Source organism: Mucilaginibacter mallensis (assembly GCF_900105165.1).
In the GTDB taxonomy this organism is placed as follows: domain Bacteria; phylum Bacteroidota; class Bacteroidia; order Sphingobacteriales; family Sphingobacteriaceae; genus Mucilaginibacter; species Mucilaginibacter mallensis.
In genome coordinates, this window is record NZ_LT629740.1 from 5516990 (window position 1) to 5537162 (window position 20173).

A 20173-nucleotide genomic window follows, 5' to 3' on the forward strand; every position below is an offset into this window, starting at 1 on the left:
AAAAATCTATTGTATTTAGCAAATTTGTGTATCTTAACAGTTTAATACATTTACCCTGTTAACAGTTTGCTGGTATGAAGAAGATCCTCATCATTGATGATGAAGTAAACATTGCGCTGTTGCTGTCAAAGTTTTTAACGCGTAATGGGTTTGAAGTAAAAACAGCATCAAATGGCACTACTGCTATGGAATACCTCAAAAATGAGGATTTCACCCTGGTGCTATGCGATTTTAGGCTGGAAGATACGGATGGCCGTGAAATGCTTAAAAACATTAAGAATCAATACCCAAAAACAGGGGTAATAATTATTACAGGTTATTCTGATATTAAAATGGCTGTGGAGCTCATAAAAATGGGCGCCTATGATTATATCACCAAGCCGTTATATCCCGATGAAATATTAAATACAATAAACAAGGCTATTGAAACCCAATATGCCTTGCTTGATGATGAGCAGGATAATGAACCCATTATCGCATCTAAATCAAAAGAACATAAAAAAAATACTTCAACAGGCGAGTTTGTATTTGGTACCAGCAGGGCATCAAAAGAAATAATACGCCAGATTGACCTGGTAGCACCCACTAATTACAGCGTAATTATAATTGGCGATAGCGGTACCGGAAAGGAAGCCGTTGCAAAAAGCATCCACCAGAACAGTCCGCGGCATAACCACCCTTTTATAGCTATGGACTGTGGCTCGCTTACCAAGGAGCTTGCCGCGAGTGAGTTTTTTGGCCACGAAAAAGGATCATTTACAGGAGCCTTATATACCAAAATTGGCCACTTTGAAATGGCAAACGGCGGCACCTTGTTTCTGGATGAGGTGGGCAATCTATCCTATGATATACAGGCCGCCTTGTTGCGTACCGTACAGGAAAGAAAAGTAAAAAGGATAGGCAGCACCAAAGAGATTGATCTGGATGTACGCATAATTGTTGCAACCAACGAAAACCTGCAGGAAAGCATACAAAAAGGCAGGTTCAGGGAAGATCTTTACCATCGCTTTAATGAGTTTAGCATATACATGCCGCCCCTGCGCGATCGTGGGAATGATATTATATTACTTGCTAATCATTTTTTAATAATAGCCAACCAGGAGCTAAGCCGCAATGTAACGACCTTCGCACCCGAGGTTATAGATTGCTTTATGAATTACCGCTGGCCGGGAAACATTCGCGAGCTGAAGAATGTTATCAGAAGAGCAACTTTACTTGCCGAGGGAAATGAAATAACCATGAAAGCACTCCCGCTTGAAATATCAAACAGGATGATGTCTTTTGACTATAACAACCATATTAATACCCATACTTCCGAAGTGCCTGAAATAAAAGAAAACAGGCACGACCTTAAAAATGCAGCGCTTGAGGCTGAGTTTGAAACTATTTTAAGAGTACTAAAGGAAGTTAATTTTAACAAAACCAAAGCCGCCGAGATATTAAAGATTGACCGGAAAACCTTATACAATAAAATGAAGGCCATCAATCTTAAATAAATGAAACAGATACCGAAAGTTACGGATTCCCGGCCCGATAACATAAAAGCGTTAAAGCACGATATAAGAAATCAGCTATCAAACATTCAGCTGGCTATTGAACAATTACGCTTTGAAATCCAGGATATTGCAAACGCCGATTGCAAATTTTATATGGATACGATAGCTACAAGCTGTGAAAAAATGACCTCGCTGCTAAAAGATGATCTTGACGGCAAAAAGTAAAGGGGTTTATTGAGTTTTGCTAAAAACTTTTTACTTTTTTTTTGTTTATCGATATAGCTATAAATCCTAAATGTCAATCTTCAATTATAAGCAACGTAATAATATAATATTAGCAACCATAATAGCGCTGGGCTGTTTTCTACTTTATGCATTGAGTAGCCTTTTTAGTGCAATACTTGGCGCTATTGTACTGTTCACCATTTTCAGGCCCGGTTATATATACTTTGCCGAAAAAAAGAAGTGGAATAAAACAATGGTTGCATTGCTCATCATCGTCAGTTCAATAATAGTTATCGTTATTCCTTTCCTTTCACTAAGCTTCATGGTGATCGGCAAAATAGCCAGTATTAATAAGAGCACTTTCCCTATACATGAATGGACTGCCCAGGTTGATGATTTTGCAGCAAGAAATTTAAGTCAGCCGCATTTTGCCGAAACATCTTTACAAAAACTCGGCACCTATGCTGCGGATCTGTTCCCGTCCATATTGGGCAGCGCGGCCGGTATTATATTAACATTGCTGGTATTGTACTTTCTGCTGTATTTTATGCTTACTCAAAGAATAGAGTTTGAAGCCGGGCTACTAAAATACGCGCCATTTCGCGAGCAGCATACCTTAAAGTTTGCTACTGCTATGCGTAATTCAACCTATTCAAATGTGCTGGGGCAAGGTTTAATAGCAATTACACAAGGGTCATTACTTGCACTGGGCTTTTACGCCTTTGAAATACCCGACCCAATATTTTGGGGCGTTATCGGTTCGTTCATGTCATTTTTACCTGTTGTGGGCGCGCCTACCCTTTGTATACCTGCCGGGATTATTATAATGGCAGAGGGACATACATTTAAGGGGATATTGTTATTAGCCTACGGCTTGCTGTTTATTGGCAATGTTGATAATGTGCTGAGGGTAATTATTAACAAGCGTGTTGGCAATACCCACCCCATTATATCTGTTATAGGTGTTTTTATAGGTTTACCCCTTTTTGGAATTTTAGGCCTGGTTTTTGGGCCTGTATTGTTATCGTACTTTTTGTTGCTGCTCGAAATTTATGAAACTAACAGATTAGCAGCTGACAGACTGGAACGTATGAGAACAACTACTGACACATAGCTGTAAAAAAGAATAAATGTTTGTTTGTACACGATAAATAAAGTAAATTGAAGGAAACAAAAATATAGTAGCAAGCGTAAGACAAATTGTCTTATAAATAATACTTGGCAACATATTTAGTCGTTATACAAACAATTAGTCAACATAAAAATTATAATAATTATGAACGATAACTCAAAAGTAGTAATTGCACTGCTTGCCGGGCTGGCAGCAGGGGCAGCATTGGGGCTGTTATTTGCACCCGAAAAAGGCAGTGAAACCCGTGACAAGCTTACCGAATCATTAAAAAATCTTGGTGATTCCATAAAAGATACCGCAGCTGCTGAAATTGATAATCTTGTTGGGTTAAAAGATAAGGTTGTTGAAAATATAAAAACAAAGTTAAAGGGTGCCGAGTTAGAGTATCAGGACGACCTTGAACACGCATAAATTTTACATATCCCGGGTTAAATATTATTTTAACCCGGGATAATAAATAAATTATATGGAAGACAAAAAAGAAGCTCAGCCACCTATTATTGATCAGCTGAAGGAATATGCCGAAACCTATGTTAAACTGGCTAAATACAGGGCAATTGAGGGAGGTACATCTGTAGCAGCCAGTATTATAGCTGATGTTGTGGTAATATTTTGTATGCTATTGGCTTTCATATTTGCCAGTATAACTTTGGCCTTTTTTTTGGCCTATTTATTTAATTCAGACTGGGAAGGCTTCGGATGCGTTGCACTAATGTATTTGATTATCGCCCTTGTTGTTAAGTATAACAGAAAAAGCCTTGAACGGCCGGTTATTAACGCTATTATTCAAAAGATATTTAAATAATTATAATGGACGAACCTATTAAAAACAGCTGGGATTTAAGGCAGGAGATAATCAGGCTTAAGGGAGTGGAAAAAGTGCAGGGCGAGGCTATTGCAGAGCGTTTTAATAGTCCGGCGGCTATATTTTCAACCCTGTTTTCATTATTTCCAAAATCACCCAATACTGGCGAAAATAAATCCAGTATTTTTAACCAGGATTTTGTAAGCATATTATCGCGCTTTTTAATCCCTATCACGCTAAACAAAACGATATTCAAACACTCTGGTTTCTTAATAAAGGCGCTGGTTGGCCTGGTTTCTCAAAAGGCATCAGGGTATGTTAATGAAGAGTCGGTAGTAGGCATTTTTGATAAGGTAAAAGCACTTTTTACCAAAAAACGTACCTATGCCAAGGAACACTATCCTTACAGTTTATAGTCCTCTGTTAATTTCATTATTATTTCTTCTATAAATTTTCGCTTTTATAAATGGCATAAAACTATTTTTGTGCCTTAATTTTTGCAAGTGGGAAAAGATAAATTACGGCGATTTGCCGAAATAGATACGTTTAGTAATGTTTTGCAGCTGGATGCAGGCAAGGAACTAAAAGGCCAATGGGGCATTACTCAATTTAAAAACAACAACCCTGTAGTACTGGAACTGGCCTGTGGTAAAGGCGAATACACTGTAAACCTGGCCCGCCTGTTTCCCAATAAAAATTTTATTGGAATTGATTATAAAGGTAACCGCATTTGGCGCGGCGCTAAAACAGCGTTGGAGGAAGGTGTTAATAACGTAGCCTTTTTACGCATACAGATAGAAAATATACTGGATTACTTTGCCCCTGAAGAGGTTGACGAGATCTGGATCACGTTCCCCGACCCACAACCGCAGTTGAGCCGTGAAAAGAAACGGCTTACCTCTCCCCGCTTTTTAGATAAATATAAGCATATAGTAAGGCCGGGCGGCTACATCAACCTGAAAACAGATAATGATCCCCTGCACGCCTACACTGCCGAAAAAATTGACGAGCTGAAATTGGAGCTGCACATAAAAACAGAAGACCTGTATCACTCCGAATTTGCCGATGAAGTGCTATCGATAAAAACATATTACGAGAAAAAATATTTAAAGGATAATAAGAATATTAATTACCTTAAGTTCTCATTTACAAATCCATTGTAGAGACGGAATACTTTGCGTCTCCCACTTTGCTAAGATAATATGGAAGATATTAACTTTTTTGATAAGGTTTACCAGGTAGCCCGGCTGATACCAAAAGGCAGGGTTACTTCTTACGGTGCTATTGCCAGTTACCTCGGCACAAAAGGGTCATCGCGCATGGTGGGTTATGCTATGCAGGCGGCAGGCAGCGCCAAACCGCCGGTGCCTGCACACAGGGTAGTGAACAGGCAAGGTTTACTTACCGCAAAGTTTCATTTTGGTGGCGACCTGATGGCTCAATTATTAGAAAGCGAAGGTGTTAAGGTTGAGAACGACCTGGTGCAGGACTTTAAAACTGTATTTTGGGACCCGGCTATTGAGTTGGCTTTATAATGTTATATTTAAGCTTTATCAATCCTAAATCATGAAAAAGTTTGCACTTGTTTTTACCGTACTTCTATTAATCTTCAAAACAGCATCCGCCCAAAATGCGACTTTACAGGTTACGTTAACCAATTCAACTGCTACAAGCTATCATATATGGTTGCCTGATGTAGCACTCAATTATGATTATCTTAAAAAAGGGACCTTTGATGTACCACTAAGTGGCAGTAAGCCGGTATTATATGTTTTTAAACTTACCGGGCCGCAGTTTGCTTATATTATGTGCAACAATAGCGATGCTAATAATGCAAAAAGAATTAATTATATAATGTATTTATCGCCTGGCGATAATATCAGTTTTAAAGCCGACTTTAAAGGCAAAGATAATGGCATAACAGTTACCGGCAAAGGCAGCAAAAATAACCAGCCATTGCTATCGGCACTCGACGAGGGAAATGTACAATCTTTATATGGTGATACTTTGCCCAATAGGATCATAGCTTTTGTCAATAGTTATGAGGCTAATTTTAAAACGTCCCTGGATAAATATGTAGCGCTATATAAACCAAGTGATGATTTTATAAAGAACGAAAAGATCAATATAAAATATGATGCCGTTTACCGGTATTTTGACTTTAAAGAAAATAATAAATACGACATACAGCCAGCATATGCCCGTAATGAAAGTAAATGGAAAGCCATACAGGATAGCTTATTCAACACCATAAAACTAAATAACGATGATGCCTTAACCTCCATTAGTTATGCTATGCTGTTAAGAACATTTTTGGGGCGTGAAAAAGAAAGGCTTTGGAGAGAGTGTTATGAAAACCCAGAGACCTTTTACAAACAATGGTATAATACAGATGTAACAACAGGCAAAAAACTATTTGATGATGATGAGCAAAATTTGTTGCAGGAAAAGGTCATCAACCATTATTTCACCAACAGATCAGCAGAATACTTATATGCTTTATTGTTTGATAAGGCCTTGGGTGAGCATAATCCTAAAAACATTGTTGCCATATTTGATGGCTTTAAACAAAAATATCCGCAAAGTAAATACATCAATTGGTTTGGGCCGGCAATTGATACCATCAGGCAAATTGAGAAGCGGGTTCTTAGTGCAGATATGGTTTTTGTAGCTAATAATGGCACAAGACTGAATACAATGGAAGAGCTGCTTGCATTAGCAAAAGGCAAAACTGTATTGCTGGACATGTGGGGAACATGGTGCGGGCCTTGCCGTAATGAAATCCATGATAATGGGCCAGCCATTAAAGCATATTTTAAAGGTAAAGGGCTTGATTATTTTTACGTGGCTAATCGCGATCTGGAACATGAGGTGGAATGGAAAAAGCTGATTGCTTATTTTGATATGAAAGGCACTCATATTTTAGCAAATGATGCCCTTTCAAATGATATTATGACTAAAGTAAAGAGTGGTGGTTTCCCAACCTATATCATCATAAAAAAAGATGGGACTTACGAACTATCAAAGTCAGGTTATCCAATGAACCGTGATGTACTGATCAAACAATTGGAGGCAGCGTTAGCTCAATAATTGCAATAACTCAATCCTGTTACCAAAAGGATCCAAAAAAGCAAAGCGCATGCGCCCAGGAATCTCCGGTTCGGGTAATATCTCAACTTTATCTTTTAAATAATCGAGCGCGGCATCAACATCGGTCACCTCAAAAGCGGTATGGCGGGTTGATATGGGCAGTTGCGGCTCAACGCCAATATGTAATTGCACATTCCCAATATTAAACCAATAACCCTTTGTTGAAAACAGGTGATTTGGCCGGTCAATCAATTCTAACCCTATAATAGTGGTATAAAATGCCCTTGCTTCCTCCAGCCGTTCAGGAGCAACGGTAATGTGGATATGGTCTACCCGTTTAAAAGTTATCATTAAATATCCTCCGCAAAGGTTAACAGGTAGTTGTTATTATCAAGGATGGAGAACTCGGTTGCACCGTAAAATGTTTTTTCAAGCTCTTTTACTACCGTTACCTTGTCTTTTATCGCATCAAAAAATGAAAGGATGTTTTTTAGTTTGATATAAAACAAAAGTGAGCCGCCGTCTTTCCGGTTTACCGTGGGTAGTTCATCGCCCAAACTGGCAAAAGTCTGGAACATGAAGTTTACATTGCCGCTCATCACCATTGCCCAAACCAGCGGACTACCATCCTCGGGCACGCTCATTACCAGTTGGAAACCTAATTGTTTATAAAACGCAATGGTTTCATTAATATCCTTCACAAAAATGTTGGGCGATAAACTTTCCATAGCTTTGTAATTTTTGATAAAATTTTTAGCAATTTAGAATTATAAAAGTAAAGATTTCTAATTTTAAAAAATCAAATAAATCAATATTTCAGTAATTCACTAACTCAATAATTATACCACCTATGGGAAAATTAGTAGACGATTTTGAAGCCTATCGTACCCGGATGAACGATAGGATAATGGAATCATCAAACACCAATATCAAACGTTTTTTTGCTTTGGATACCACCAGCTATGCTGATGGCGCCCTTGATGTAAAAACCAAAGAAATGCTGGGCCTGGTAGCTTCAATGGTTTTGCGCTGTGATGATTGCATAAAATATCACCTGGGCAAATGCCACGATGCAGGCGTAAACCACGATGAAATGAACGAGATATTTATGATAGCCAACCTGGTAGGCGGGTCAATTGTGATACCGCATTATAGAAGGGCTGTGGAGTATTGGGATGAATTGAATTTTAGTCCAAAGTCTTAAGCCCTTAGTCTCAAGTCAAAAATGAGTTCATTTAGAGATCTGATAGTTTATAAGAAAGCATTTTCATTGTCGATGGAAATATTTTTTCTTACTAAAGCTTTTCCGAAAGAAGAAACGTATAGTTTGGTTGATCAGATAAGAAGATCATCGAGATCTGTATTTGCATCTGTCGCAGAATCTTATAAAAAAAGAAAATACCCTAACCATTTTATAAGTAAACTCACTGATGCAGATATGGAAAATGGAGAAACCCAGGCATGGCTTGATGCTTCTTTAGCATGTGCTTATATTACAAATGAAAAATATATGGAGTTAAATCAGCAAAGCGAAGAAGTATCCCGTCTACTCAATTATATGATTAATAATCCTGATAAATTTAAATAAGATGACTAAAGACTCTAGACTAAAGACTCCCGACTTGGTTCGCTGCCACTGGCCCGGAAATGATGAATTATACATCAAGTACCACGACGAAGAATGGGGTAAAACAACCCATGATGACAAAATACTATTCGAGTTTTTAACGCTGGAATCAGCACAGGCAGGGTTAAGCTGGATAACCATTTTGCGCCGCCGCGAAAACTACCGTAAGGCATATGCTGATTTTGATGTGCAAAAAGTAGCCGCTTTTAATGATGAAGATGTAGCGCGTTTGCTAAATGATGAGGGCATTATCCGCAACCGGTTAAAAGTCGCATCATCCATCAGCAACGCCAAGCTATTTATAGATATTCAGAAAGAATTCGGTTCATTTGATAAATACCTGTACAGTTTTATGCCCGATGGCAAGCCGATTAATAATACATCAGGTTCGCTTCCGGCAAGCACACCTATTTCTGATGCCATCAGCAAGGACATGAAAAAACGGGGTTTCAAATTTTTCGGTACTACCATTTGCTACGCGCATATGCAGGCTACAGGTATGGTGAATGACCATATACCGGGATGCTCATTTAAATAGCCCATTGTCATCCTGAGCGATAGCGAAGGATCTATTATAAAAGCGCCAGGAAAACAGACTTCTTGGTATGGAATGCGGGAAGGTTCTTCGCTATCGCTCAGAATGACAAATCGGTGAATTGATAATTACTGTTAATCAACATAAATCGTATTTTTGAAACACAGCTTTTGAATGTAAGCACCCTATAAATCGGTGAAATCATTTTTAAAATCGGTGTAATTATATATCATGAAAAAACTATTTCTTTTGGATGGCATGGCCCTTATTTACCGGGCGCATTTTGCATTGAGTAAAACTCCGCGCTTTACTTCGGCCGGGTTAAATACATCGGCGGTTATGGGTTTCACCAATACCCTGCTTGAGGTACTGAAAAAAGAAAAGCCAACACATATGGCCGTGGTATTTGATACCGAAGCCCCTACTGAGCGCCATACCGAATACGAAAAATATAAGGCTCACCGGGAATCTATGCCCGAGGACCTGTCAAAAGCCCTTCCCTACATTTTTAAAGTAGTGCTGGGCTTTAATATACCGCTTATCACCTCCGATGGTTATGAGGCTGATGATATCATCGGCACCCTTGCCAAAAAAGCAGAGAAAGAGGGCTACCAGGTTTATTGCATGACCCCCGATAAGGATTTTGCACAACTGGTATCGCCCAATATCCATATTTACAAACCCGCGCGTATGGGTAACGAGATGGAAATACTGGGTGTAAAGGAAGTGCTGGCCAAATGGGAAATTGAGCGCGTTGAGCAGGTTATAGATATCCTGGGTTTATGGGGTGATGCTGTGGATGGTATCCCAGGGATCCCCGGTGTTGGTGAAAAAACCGCTAAGCTGCTGATCAAACAATATGGCTCGGTTGAGGAGATCATTAATCATAGTCATGAGTTAAAAGGTAAGCTGCGCGAAAACGTAGAGAACTTTGCTGAGCAGGGCTTAATGTCGAAACGGCTGGCAACCATCAATCTGAATGTACCGGTTGAGCTGGATGAGGCAGGACTGGAAATGTGCGCGCCAAGTAAGGATCTGCTGGAGCCGTTGTTTGCTGAGCTGGAGTTCCGTACTTTGGGTAAACGTGTATTTGGCGATGATTTCAGCATTACCGAAATGAAATCGGTATCCATCCAAACCGATCTGTTTGGTAACCCGGTTGCCAGCGGCCGCACCACTATGACGGTTGATGTGGAAGATATTGCCGAGCCCGTACCATCATTGTTTTCGCCATCCAAAAATATTGATAACGTACCGCATACCTATCATTTAGCGGATACCGTTGAAAAACGTAGCGAGCTGATCGCCATACTTAAACAGCAAAAAAGTATTTGTTTTGATACCGAAACTACCGGTACTGATGCTAATAATTGTGAACTTGTGGGCTTATCATTCGCAGTAAAAGCGGGCGAAGCCTGGTACGTGCCGGTCCCTGTCGACCAGGAGCAAACAAAAGTTATAGTAAAAGAATTTAAGGGGGTTTTTGAAGATGCCGCCATTGGCAAAACCGGACAGAATATAAAATTTGATATACTGATATTGAAGTGGTACGATGTACAGGTAAAAGGCGACCTTTTTGATACCATGATGGCGCATTATGTGATCGATCCGGATACCCGCCATGGCATGGATATCCTGTCGGAAAATTACTTGGGCTACTCTCCTGTTTCCATCACCACGCTTATTGGTGCAAAGGGCAAAAACCAGGGTAATATGCGCGATGTGGAAATAGAAAAAATCAAGGAATACGCCGCTGAGGATGCCGATATTACCCTGCAACTGAAAACTGTTTTTGAACCGAAACTGAAGGAGGTGGAAGCAGAAAAGCTGGTCCACGAAATTGAGAACCCTTTGATATATGTATTGGCTGATATTGAATTTGAGGGTGTTAAGATAGACCATTTCACGCTCCAGGATTTTTCAAAAGACCTGGAAACGGATATAGGCAAGCTGGAAAAAACGGTTTATGAAAAGGCAGGTGTTCGTTTCAACATTGCATCGCCAAAGCAATTGGGCGAGGTGCTTTTTGAAAAACTAATGCTCGACCCTAAAGCTAAGAAAACCAAAACAGGCCAATACCAAACAGGTGAAGATGTTTTATTAAACCTTGCAGCCAAAAGCGATATCGTGCGTGATATATTGGATTACCGTCAGCTGCAAAAATTAAAATCGACCTATGTTGATGCCTTACCGCAAATGGTTAATCCTAAAACCGGGCGTGTGCATACCTCCTACAACCAGGCGGTGGCTGCAACCGGGCGTTTAAGCTCAACTAACCCTAATCTGCAAAATATCCCTATTCGCACTGAACGTGGCCGTGAGGTACGTAAAGCATTCATCCCGCGTGATGCCGGGCATACCATTGTTTCTGCGGATTATTCGCAGATAGAGCTGCGTATTATTGCTGAGATCAGCCGCGATGAAAACATGATGGAGGCTTTTGTAAAAAATCTTGATATCCACACCGCAACCGCTGCCAACGTGTATGGTATTGCTTTGGACGAAGTGACCAGTACACAGCGCCGCAATGCTAAAGCGGTAAACTTTGGTATTATCTATGGGCAGTCGGCATTTGGATTGTCACAGAATTTAGGCATCCCACGTAAGGAAGCTGCCGAGATCATTGAAAACTATTTTGCCCAATACCCCGGCATTAAAAGATACATGACCGATACCATGAACTTTGCCCGCGAAAATGGTTATGTATGCACGCTGATGGGCAGGCGCAGGTACCTGCGTGATATTAACTCGGCCAATGCTACCGTGCGTGGCTTTGCTGAGCGAAATGCCATTAACGCGCCGATACAAGGCTCAGCGGCTGATATGATCAAGATAGCGATGATCAACATTCACCGTGAATTTTTAGCCCAGAAACTGGATGCCCGCATGACCATGCAGGTGCATGATGAGTTGGTTTTTGATGTGCCGCATGATGAAGTGGAAATTGTAAAACCCATCATTATGCACAACATGAAAAACGCCATTAAAACCGAGGTGCCTATTATGGTGGAGATCGGCACTGGATTGAATTGGCTGGAAGCGCATTGATTTGTTTGATAGTTTGGCTAAAGCCAGACCTGTGTGACTCTTTATCCATTGGCTTAAGCCAACGGCAATGAATTCGGGAAGAAATATTAAATCGATACCATATTCATTGCCGTCCCATTTATGGGGCGGATAGATAAATACCAAAATCCGGCTTTAGCCACAAATTGCCATTACACCTCATTAATTTTTAGTAGCGCCTTGCATAAAAAAGCAGCGGGATTATTAGAAGTGCAATTAATTAGGAGTTTTTAAGCTGCTTTTTAAGAATAACCCATCTAATCTTTTAAAAAGTCGATATAAATTAAAAGTGGACATCAAAAGTTACGATAGCTTTTTGGTGTAAATCTTTCAAAAAGAAACCGAAAATCTTATTAACATTTTTACAATCGTTCCGCTAAATTTCAAAAACTATATTAATCATTACAGGTTTCTCTTTTAGTAATCTTTGCTTAAATTGAGCCAATATAATCCTGAATGAGAGTTTATCACCTAAGTGCCGAATGTTACCCCGTGGCCAAAGTTGGAGGCCTTGCTGATGTGGTTGGCGCGTTGCCAAAATATCAGAAATTGTTAGGTATTGACGCTGCTGTTGTAATGCCTTTTTACGACCGTAAATTTACCCGCGAAAACAAATTTGATGTGGTATTTAGCGCTGTAACCTTATTGGATACGCGCCGCCTTTATTTTGAGGTATTAAAGGAAAGCACCAATAAGCTGGGCTTCGATCTTTACCTGATCAGGATCCCCGGCTTGCTCGACCGCGAAGAAGTTTACATGTACCCGGATGAAAGGGATCAGTTTATGGCCTTTCAGCTGGCGTTTTTGGATTGGATAAGTTATTCACAGCAATCGCCGGATATTATACATTGTCACGATCATCATAATGGGCTTGTTCCGTTTTTATTATATCACTCTAAATTATACACCCGCCTTGCACATATACCAACGGTATTTACCATACATAACGGTCAATATCATGGCGTATTAGGTTGGGATAAACTTTCATACCTGCCCGAGATTGATAGGACGCAAATTGGTTTGCTGGATTGGGCCGGTGCTATTAATCCGCTTGCCGCTGCGGTAAAATGCTGCTGGAAATACACTACCGTATCCCCAAGCTATTTGCATGAGCTAACCATCAACTCAAACGGGTTGGAATACTTGTTCTATACCGAAAAAGCCAAGGGATCGGGAATTATAAACGGGATAGATACAGAAGTATGGAACCCTAAGACGGACCCCATGATCCCGATAAATTTTACTTCGGCAAAGCTGGCGCAGGGTAAGGAAAAAAATAAAGAAGTGATCTGCGAAAAGTTCGGTTTATCGCCTGATAAGCCTATCATATCATTTATAGGCAGGCTGGTACTTGAAAAGGGCGCCGATCTGATCTACGACTCGGTTAAAAGAAGCCTGGCCGAGTATCCTGATGGTGTTAATTTTGTGCTGTTAGGAGCAGGTGACCCGGATCTGGAAAAGGACTTTTTGGCGCTCTGGGAACTGTTCCCTGGCAAAGTTGGGGTCTTTATTGGCTATGATGAAGCGCTGGCACATTTAATATATGCAGGTGCCGACTTTTTGTTGATGCCATCGCGTGTGGAACCCTGTGGCCTGAACCAGCTATACGCACTACGCTATGGCACCGTGCCAATAGTAAGGAGTACCGGCGGATTAAAAGATACCGTAATTGATTTTGGCGACGAAGGCGGTTACGGCATCCGTTTTAATGATATAACAGTTAGTGATATTTGCTATTCGGTTAGTCGCGCGGTAGCTTTATATCAGAATAAAAAGCACATGCAGTTGTTGCGCAAACGTATGATGGACCTTGATTTTTCATGGGACAGATCGGCCAAAGAATACATTACCCTTTATGAAAGTTTAAAACCAGTAATATGACCTCAAAAGTAATTTGCATTGTACTTGGCGGTGGCCAGGGAAGCCGCCTATCCCCGCTTACCGCAACACGTTCAAAACCGGCAGTGCCAATTGCCGGTAAATACCGTTTAGTTGATATCCCTATCTCAAACTGCCTGCATTCGGGTATAACGCGTATTTATGTGTTAACGCAATTTAACTCAGCTTCGTTAAATAAGCACATTAAAAATACATACCATTTCAGCAGTTTCAGCGAAGCTTTTGTTGATATACTGGCGGCGGAGCAAACGCCAACCAGCGGCTCATGGTACCAGGGTACGGCCGATGCAGTGCGCCAGAGCTTGCACCATTTAGCCGTGCATGAATTTGATTATGTGCTGATCCTATCGGGCGACCAGCTATACCAGATGGATTTTGAGCAGATGATAGAAAATCACATTAAAGCTGATGCAGAAATATCAATTGCCACTATACCTGTACATGCCAATGATGTACCCGGCTTCGGTATATTAAAAACCGATGCAGATAACCTGGTTACCGCTTTTGTTGAAAAGCCTAAAACGAATTTTGAAAACTGGGCATCAGAAGTAAGTGACGAGATGGCCAGCCAGGGCAGGTATTACCTGGCATCAATGGGTATATACATCTTTAACCGCTCTGTTTTATACACGTTGCTGCAAGGTAATGAGCGTACGGATTTTGGTAAGGAGATCATCCCGCAATCTATTGACAGTCATAAAGTATTAAGCTATCAGTACGAGGGTTACTGGACAGATATTGGTACTATACCATCGTTTTTTGATGCCAACTTAGGCTTAACAGATGATATTCCGCAGTTTAACCTGTTTGATAAGAACTATATATTTACCCGTGCACGTATGCTGCCGCCATCAAAAATGAGTGGTACCCACGTTGATAAGGGTATTATAGCTGATGGCTGTATTATAAATGCCAGCCATATTACCCGCTCCATAATTGGCATACGAACCCGCATTGGTTTTGATACCACTATTGAGAACTGCTATGTAATGGGTAGCGATAATTACCAAACCCTGGAGCAAATAGAAGAATCAAAGGTGGCAAATACGCCTATAATGGGTATTGGCGACAGGTGTACCATTAAAAATGCCATTATTGATAAAAATACTTACATCGGTAACGATGTACAGATAAACTGTGGCGAAAAGCTGGAAGACGGTGATTATGGCACACATACCGTACAGGATGGTATAGTGGTTATAAAGAAACGCGCAATTATACCACACGGAACTATAATTTAATTAATTATAAGATAATTTAAAACAATCTGGAGTTAAATTTCTTTTTATAGTATACACACACTATAAAATTGAAAACTATGAGAAAGTTATGTTGTATGATTGCCTTAGCAGCAATATCATTTGGAAGTGTTTATGCGGCGGCAGTGCCAGCACCGGTTAAAGCTATGCAAGTGGATACTACCAAAGTGAAAAAGAAGAAGGATAAGACTAAAGTAAAAATGAAGGATACTACAAAGATGAAGAAGGATACAACGAAGAAAATGTAGTATCACAAAAAAGCCCTCCGGAGCACGGAGGGCTTTTTTATTTACAGGGTAATAGTTTCGCCTATTGCAGGCAGTTTTAAGTTGAGGCCCGCTTTAATGAATTTCTCCATCACTTCCTCTTTGTTGATCTTTATTTGAGGGAAGGTATCATAATGTACACCGATCACATTTTTACAGTTGATGAAAGAGCAGCATTTAATAGCATCATCGGCACCCATGGTGTAATTATCGCCGATTGGTAAAATAGCCCAATCCAGGTTTTCATCAGCCAATAATTTCATATCATAGGTAAGTGCAGTATCGCCAGCGAAATAGATCTTTTTACCTTCGGAGTAGATCACAAAGCCTGCAGGGTTACCTCCATAGCTGCCATCAGGCATTGAACTGGAATGTAATGCTGCGACCATTTTAACACGACCGAAATCAAAATCAAAGCCGCCGCCAAAATTCATACCGTGTACATTTTCAACACCTTGTTTAGCAAGCCATCCTGCTATATCTGCAATACAGATAACTTTAGCGCCGCTGTTTTTCTGGATAGGAACAGCATCGGCAATATGATCGCCATGACCGTGTGATAGCAGGATATAATCAGGCTTAAGGCTGTTTACATCAATATTCTTTGCCAATGGGTTCGGCGATATGAAAGGATCAAATAATAGTGTTTTGCCACCTGTTTCCAGATCTCCGGAAGAATGGCCGTAAAATGTAAATTTCATATGTGTAGTTTTTTAGTGTCTTTTTTTTCCTTGTCATCCTGAGCGATAGCGAAGGATCTATTATTAAAGCGACTGGAAACCGACCGCTTGGTATGGAATGCGGAAAGGTCCTTCGCTATCGCTCAGGATGACAATTGGGGTGGTTGGGGTTTATTTACCGAAAAGGCCACCCAAACCGCCAAACATCTGCTGTGTCATGGCAGCCATTTCACTCTGACTAACGTTATCAGCCTGTTCCAGGGCCTTGTTTATGGCTACTAAAAGTAATTCTTCCAGTTCCTCTTTATCAGCATCCTTAAAGAAATCAGGATTGATATTAACGGATTGTACCACCTTGTTTGCATTGGCAACAACGGTGATCTTACCGCCTTCGGCTGAGCCGCTTACGCTAATGGCATCCAAACGTTTTTTTACCTCACCCGCCTTTTGCTGGGCTTCCATTATTTTATCAAACATGGCTGTATAGTTTATTTTTGATTAAGTTGGATTTGGTTGATTTAGTTTTTATTATTTTTAATAATAAGATAAGTAAATAGCTAAAACTACTCACTCAATCAACCCAATCAACCCAATCAACCACTCACCCAATTTATTGATCTTCTTCTGTTGCGCCATTACCCGTATAGGCGCTTTTGCGCACTACAGGCATGCCCGTCATTTTAAAAAGATCATCCAAATGTAGCAAGCTTCCGTTTACCATGTTGCCAAGCAATACAATTGTTACGTCATTTTTCATATCACGTAAGAATATATGCCTGAAACCATGCCACCAGCCGGTGTGGTAAACCACTTTCTGGCCCGGCGCCTCAAATAAGCGCCAGCCGTAGCCATAGTTAAAATGCCCGCGGATCATCGGGTTGCGATCAGTATAGGCGGAATCCTGGGTTGCAGGTTTTAGTAAATAACCGGCCCTGAGCGCGCGGTCGAACAAAAACAGATCGCCAACGGTACTATAAACACCGTAAGCGCCCAGCGGGCCATCTAAAAAGTTAGGCGCAACAGAATATTTCCAGCTGTTACGATCGTGGCCGAGCACATTGGTTGGTATTTTGTCATATACAGCTTTTGAGTAAGCTGCGGTGTTTTTCATCCCGGCAGGGTCGAATATATTTTCCTTTACATATTGCGCGTAGCTCATGCCGCTCACTTTTTCAACAATGGAGCCCAGCACCATAAAGTTGGAGTTGTTATATAAAAAGCGTTTATCGGGCTTGTTGAATGGCGCGGGTTTGTACTGCGCAATCATATCCATAGTTTGCTGGTTGGTGATACCCTTGCGCTGGTCGCGGTGCTCGGCGCGGTATACATCATCCACAAAATATACATAGTTCATCATTCCTGAACGGTGCGTAAGCAGCAGGCGGATAGTAACACCTTCGTATGGGAAATTAGGGAAGAAATCGCGCACATCCTGGTTAAGCTTTAGTTTGCCGCGCTCCATTAATTGCAATATAGCCGTTGATGTTATAGTTTTTGTAACCGATGCCAGCTGAAATTTTGAATTGATATGCAGACTGTCCAAACGTGGGTAATCGGCCCAGCCAAAACTGTTTTCATAAATGATCTTGCCTTTTTTTGCCACCAAAACGTTACCGTTAAATCCGGCTACCTGGTGCAGGTGCTTCATAAAAGCATCAATTTGTTTATCGGCCTTTTTAGGGTCGTATGCTGAATATTGGGCCGGGTTAAAAGGCTTGCCCAGATCGGGTGTGGAAGAAACTTGCTTATTTTTACTTTGAGAGCAGGAGGCTAAAAGAACCAGGGAAAAAGTTATGGATAGGATGTTTTTACAGGATACAGTCATAGATAAAAAAACTTTCACTTTATAGGAAGCTACAAAAGTCCAAAATTATATAGTAGTGATAAACTAAAGTTTTAAACATATCCATATTATTCTGCACTATTTATAAATTTAGTTGATTATAAGACTGTTAAAATGAAAAGAGCTATTTTGGCAATATTGGTTTTTATTTCATTGGCTGCATGCGGGCAGCATAAAATTAACATTGCTTTAAAAAAGCAATTGGACAGTGTAATAGTACTCGATCAAAAATACCGGGACACCCTGTCGTTATTGATGGATCCTAAAAAGAGTGATTCAGTGGCTAAAAATCTGTCGCTTACCGCGCAACAAGCCACCGGGCATTACTGGGCACTGCAAAACAGGTTGGATTCGCTCGACCTGATATTTGTTGAAGGAGTGATCAAAAAATACGGTTATCCGGGCAAAACACTTGTTGATTCACCAGCTAATGAGGCAGCCTGGTATGTTATACAGCACACCGGCAAAATACATCAGTATATTGATGTGATTAAAAAAGCCGCTGATAATAATGAACTGCCGTTCCATTTATATGCCATGATGCTCGACCGCGACCTGATGGATGAGGGCAAAGAACAAGTTTATGGAACACAGGCCGCCTACCGTACACTAAAAAACGGGCATACAGAGTGGTTTGTGTGGCCAATAAAGGATGCTTCAACAGTAAATGAACGCCGCAAGAAAGCCGGATTTGACCTTACGGTTGAGCAGAATGCCACAAGATTTGATATTACTTATAAGGTAGTAGAATTGAATGAGATAAAAAAAATTAAATAAAATGTCCAAATATATGTAGTTAACTACATATATTTGGACATAAATAATTCAGTATGGAAAATACACTAACCATCAAACCCATTTACAACGATTATTGCGATAAGATCATAGACCTGATCTTATCCATCCAGCAAAAAGAATTTGGACTAACCATCACTATTAACCAGCAACTTGATCTGCTGGATGTGGAGACCAATTACCATCAGGGCGGCGGGAATTTCTGGGGCGCTTTTCTGGGCGACAAGCTGATTGGCACTATCGCATTGATCAATTGTGGGCATAATTCGGCTTGTATCCGTAAGATGTTTGTTAAAAAGGAATATCGGGGTAAGGAACTGGGCACTGCGCAACAATTGCTCAATACATTGCTGCAATATTGCAGCGAGAAGGAAATCACAGCTATATATTTAGGTACGGTTCACCAGCTAAAAGCCGCGCACCGGTTTTATGAGCGCAATAGTTTTACGCCGATAGCCGCTGCCGATCTGCCGCCTTATTTCCCCCTCATGATTACTGACAATATGTTTTATCAATTACATTTGGATAAACAAACCGCGCTATGAATGTTATCAACGAATTGGGCATACTGGCCATTGCCACCCGTTTACAGCGCCTCGCCGAGCAGATGCGCAAGGATGGCCTGCTGATCTATAAAGCTCATGGCGTAGATTTCGAACCTAAGTGGTTCCCGGTAATTTATACGCTGCATGTTAAGCCAATTTTGAGCGTGGTTGAGTTGTCTGCCGAGATCGGGTACTCGCATCCTTCCACCATAACCCTATTAAAGGAGCTGGAAAAACAAAAACTGATAAAATCAGGAAAGGATAAAACCGACGAGCGCAAGCGCCTGGTGCAGTTGACTGAAAAAGGGCAGGCGCTCATAACCCAGATGAAGCCTGTTTGGCAAGTAATGATAGCCGCCTCAACACAATTAACTGAAACCAAAAACAACCTGATGAAGGCCTTGGAAGAGGTGGAACAACAAATGGAGCTGCAAAGCTTTTACCAACGCGCCAAGGTTATTATGGCTGCTAATGAATTGAAAGGCGAGGGGAACTTTTGAAAATCATACTATTCATCTTCCCTTTTACTTTAAATAAAATTGTATAACTAAAAACTTGAGTTAATTAGGAAACCTTTAACTCCACCATCTTTATCTTCGGGTCAGTATCATCAGGAAACATAGCCTTAGCCGCCGTTTTGCAATCTTTTATACCCTCTTTCAGCTCCCCATCCTGGAATGATTTTCCGCTGAACAGCAGCATTTCCTGGCCGGTATGTTCCAGCTTATCAAGTGTTGTGCCGTTCCATAAATAGGGGTTGTCGGCAGGTGAGATGTATATGATGTTGTATTTTGGCATGGGAGGCGAATTATATCAGTACAACACCATTATGCCGGTTATGGTTTTGTAGTAAAAAGATTACCCTGCACCGTTTACATCCACCATATAAAACCCTAACTTTGCCCTGCAA

General features: G+C 40.7%; 25 protein-coding genes. 19 read left to right on the forward strand and 6 right to left on the reverse strand.

The window, feature by feature from the left end; genetic code table 11:
- The first annotated feature begins 74 nt into the window (after nt 1-74).
- The 9 genes from BLU33_RS22650 to BLU33_RS22690 all read left to right on the forward strand — a co-directional run bounded on the left by BLU33_RS22650 (nt 75) and on the right by BLU33_RS22690 (nt 6748).
- Entirely contained in the window at nt 75-1496 is a 1422-nt protein-coding gene (locus BLU33_RS22650; protein WP_091378785.1) for a sigma-54-dependent transcriptional regulator, read from the forward strand.
- On the forward strand, nt 1497-1721 hold the full coding sequence (locus BLU33_RS22655) for a hypothetical protein (RefSeq protein ID WP_091378788.1): 225 nt from the start codon (nt 1497-1499) through the stop codon (nt 1719-1721).
- A 70-nt stretch (nt 1722-1791) separates the two neighbouring features.
- A complete protein-coding gene (locus BLU33_RS22660) occupies nt 1792-2835 on the forward strand; it encodes an AI-2E family transporter (RefSeq protein WP_091378791.1) in 1044 nt (347 codons plus the stop codon).
- Between the two features lie 162 nt (nt 2836-2997).
- On the forward strand, nt 2998-3264 hold the full coding sequence (locus tag BLU33_RS22665; protein WP_091378794.1) for a YtxH domain-containing protein: 267 nt from the start codon (nt 2998-3000) through the stop codon (nt 3262-3264).
- A gap of 55 nt (nt 3265-3319) precedes the next feature.
- Nucleotides 3320-3658, forward strand: coding sequence for a phage holin family protein (locus tag BLU33_RS22670; RefSeq protein ID WP_091378796.1), 339 nt, complete (start codon nt 3320-3322; stop codon nt 3656-3658).
- Between the two features lie 5 nt (nt 3659-3663).
- A complete protein-coding gene (locus tag BLU33_RS22675; protein ID WP_091378800.1) occupies nt 3664-4074 on the forward strand; it encodes a hypothetical protein in 411 nt (136 codons plus the stop codon).
- 87 nt (nt 4075-4161) lie between these two features.
- On the forward strand, nt 4162-4821 hold the full coding sequence (gene trmB, locus BLU33_RS22680; RefSeq protein ID WP_091378803.1) for a tRNA (guanosine(46)-N7)-methyltransferase TrmB: 660 nt from the start codon (nt 4162-4164) through the stop codon (nt 4819-4821).
- Nucleotides 4822-4860: 39 nt separating this feature from the next.
- On the forward strand, nt 4861-5193 hold the full coding sequence (locus BLU33_RS22685; protein ID WP_091378806.1) for an MGMT family protein: 333 nt from the start codon (nt 4861-4863) through the stop codon (nt 5191-5193).
- A gap of 31 nt (nt 5194-5224) precedes the next feature.
- Nucleotides 5225-6748 (forward strand): TlpA family protein disulfide reductase, encoded by a 1524-nt coding sequence (locus BLU33_RS22690; protein WP_091378810.1) that lies wholly within the window; start codon nt 5225-5227, stop codon nt 6746-6748.
- On the opposite strand, the gene BLU33_RS22695 is transcribed toward BLU33_RS22690, so the two are convergent.
- Nucleotides 6737-7099: a VOC family protein gene (locus BLU33_RS22695; protein ID WP_091378813.1), complete on the reverse strand. Its 363-nt coding sequence runs from the start codon at nt 7097-7099 to the stop codon at nt 6737-6739. The two genes, BLU33_RS22690 and BLU33_RS22695, sit on opposite strands and share 12 nt — an antisense overlap.
- Nucleotides 7099-7476 carry a VOC family protein gene (locus BLU33_RS22700; protein ID WP_091378817.1) on the reverse strand — a complete coding sequence of 126 codons (378 nt, stop codon included), beginning with the start codon at nt 7474-7476 and terminating at the stop codon, nt 7099-7101. The genes BLU33_RS22695 and BLU33_RS22700 overlap by 1 nt, the downstream gene beginning before the upstream one ends.
- Nucleotides 7477-7598: 122 nt before the next feature.
- Between BLU33_RS22700 and BLU33_RS22705 the strand changes: the two genes are divergently transcribed.
- The 7 genes from BLU33_RS22705 (at nt 7599) to BLU33_RS22735 (ending at nt 15382) form a co-directional block, all read left to right on the forward strand.
- Nucleotides 7599-7952 carry a carboxymuconolactone decarboxylase family protein gene (locus BLU33_RS22705; protein ID WP_091378819.1) on the forward strand — a complete coding sequence of 118 codons (354 nt, stop codon included), beginning with the start codon at nt 7599-7601 and terminating at the stop codon, nt 7950-7952.
- A gap of 21 nt (nt 7953-7973) precedes the next feature.
- Nucleotides 7974-8336, forward strand: a complete 363-nt coding sequence (locus BLU33_RS22710; RefSeq protein WP_091378822.1) for a four helix bundle protein — start codon at nt 7974-7976, stop codon at nt 8334-8336.
- Between the two features lies 1 nt (nt 8337).
- The gene (locus BLU33_RS22715; RefSeq protein WP_091378825.1) at nt 8338-8913 is read left to right on the forward strand and encodes a DNA-3-methyladenine glycosylase I; all 576 of its coding nucleotides are present in this window, start codon (nt 8338-8340) and stop codon (nt 8911-8913) included.
- 228 nt (nt 8914-9141) lie between these two features.
- A complete protein-coding gene (gene polA / locus BLU33_RS22720) occupies nt 9142-11958 on the forward strand; it encodes a DNA polymerase I (protein ID WP_091378827.1) in 2817 nt (938 codons plus the stop codon).
- A 474-nt stretch (nt 11959-12432) separates the two neighbouring features.
- Nucleotides 12433-13857 carry a glycogen synthase gene (locus BLU33_RS22725; protein ID WP_091378830.1) on the forward strand — a complete coding sequence of 475 codons (1425 nt, stop codon included), beginning with the start codon at nt 12433-12435 and terminating at the stop codon, nt 13855-13857.
- Nucleotides 13854-15116: a glucose-1-phosphate adenylyltransferase gene (locus tag BLU33_RS22730; RefSeq protein WP_091378833.1), complete on the forward strand. Its 1263-nt coding sequence runs from the start codon at nt 13854-13856 to the stop codon at nt 15114-15116. Before BLU33_RS22725 ends, BLU33_RS22730 begins: the two co-directional genes overlap by 4 nt.
- A gap of 77 nt (nt 15117-15193) precedes the next feature.
- Nucleotides 15194-15382, forward strand: coding sequence for a hypothetical protein (locus BLU33_RS22735; protein WP_091378836.1), 189 nt, complete (start codon nt 15194-15196; stop codon nt 15380-15382).
- Between the two features lie 41 nt (nt 15383-15423).
- Here the strand turns inward: BLU33_RS22735 and BLU33_RS22740 are convergent, their stop codons facing one another.
- The 3 genes from BLU33_RS22740 to BLU33_RS22750 form a co-directional block, all read right to left on the reverse strand.
- Nucleotides 15424-16101, reverse strand: coding sequence for a metal-dependent hydrolase (locus BLU33_RS22740; protein WP_091378839.1), 678 nt, complete (start codon nt 16099-16101; stop codon nt 15424-15426).
- A 150-nt stretch (nt 16102-16251) separates the two neighbouring features.
- On the reverse strand, nt 16252-16557 hold the full coding sequence (locus BLU33_RS22745) for a YbaB/EbfC family nucleoid-associated protein (protein WP_091378843.1): 306 nt from the start codon (nt 16555-16557) through the stop codon (nt 16252-16254).
- A 133-nt stretch (nt 16558-16690) separates the two neighbouring features.
- Complete coding sequence (locus BLU33_RS22750; RefSeq protein ID WP_091378846.1) at nt 16691-17905, reverse strand: serine hydrolase domain-containing protein; 1215 nt, start codon at nt 17903-17905, stop codon at nt 16691-16693.
- Nucleotides 17906-18037: 132 nt separating this feature from the next.
- On the opposite strand from BLU33_RS22750, the gene BLU33_RS22755 reads away from it, so the two are divergent.
- The 3 genes from BLU33_RS22755 to BLU33_RS22765 are packed head-to-tail and all read left to right on the forward strand — an operon-like array spanning nt 18038 to nt 19763.
- On the forward strand, nt 18038-18700 hold the full coding sequence (locus tag BLU33_RS22755; RefSeq protein WP_091378849.1) for a hypothetical protein: 663 nt from the start codon (nt 18038-18040) through the stop codon (nt 18698-18700).
- Between the two features lie 53 nt (nt 18701-18753).
- Nucleotides 18754-19263, forward strand: a complete 510-nt coding sequence (locus BLU33_RS22760; RefSeq protein ID WP_091378853.1) for a GNAT family N-acetyltransferase — start codon at nt 18754-18756, stop codon at nt 19261-19263.
- Nucleotides 19260-19763 (forward strand): MarR family winged helix-turn-helix transcriptional regulator, encoded by a 504-nt coding sequence (locus BLU33_RS22765; protein WP_091378857.1) that lies wholly within the window; start codon nt 19260-19262, stop codon nt 19761-19763. The genes BLU33_RS22760 and BLU33_RS22765 overlap by 4 nt, the downstream gene beginning before the upstream one ends.
- Before the next feature lie 64 nt (nt 19764-19827).
- On the opposite strand, the gene BLU33_RS22770 is transcribed toward BLU33_RS22765, so the two are convergent.
- Nucleotides 19828-20061, reverse strand: a complete 234-nt coding sequence (locus BLU33_RS22770; protein ID WP_091378859.1) for a hypothetical protein — start codon at nt 20059-20061, stop codon at nt 19828-19830.
- Between the last annotated feature and the right edge of the window lie 112 nt (nt 20062-20173).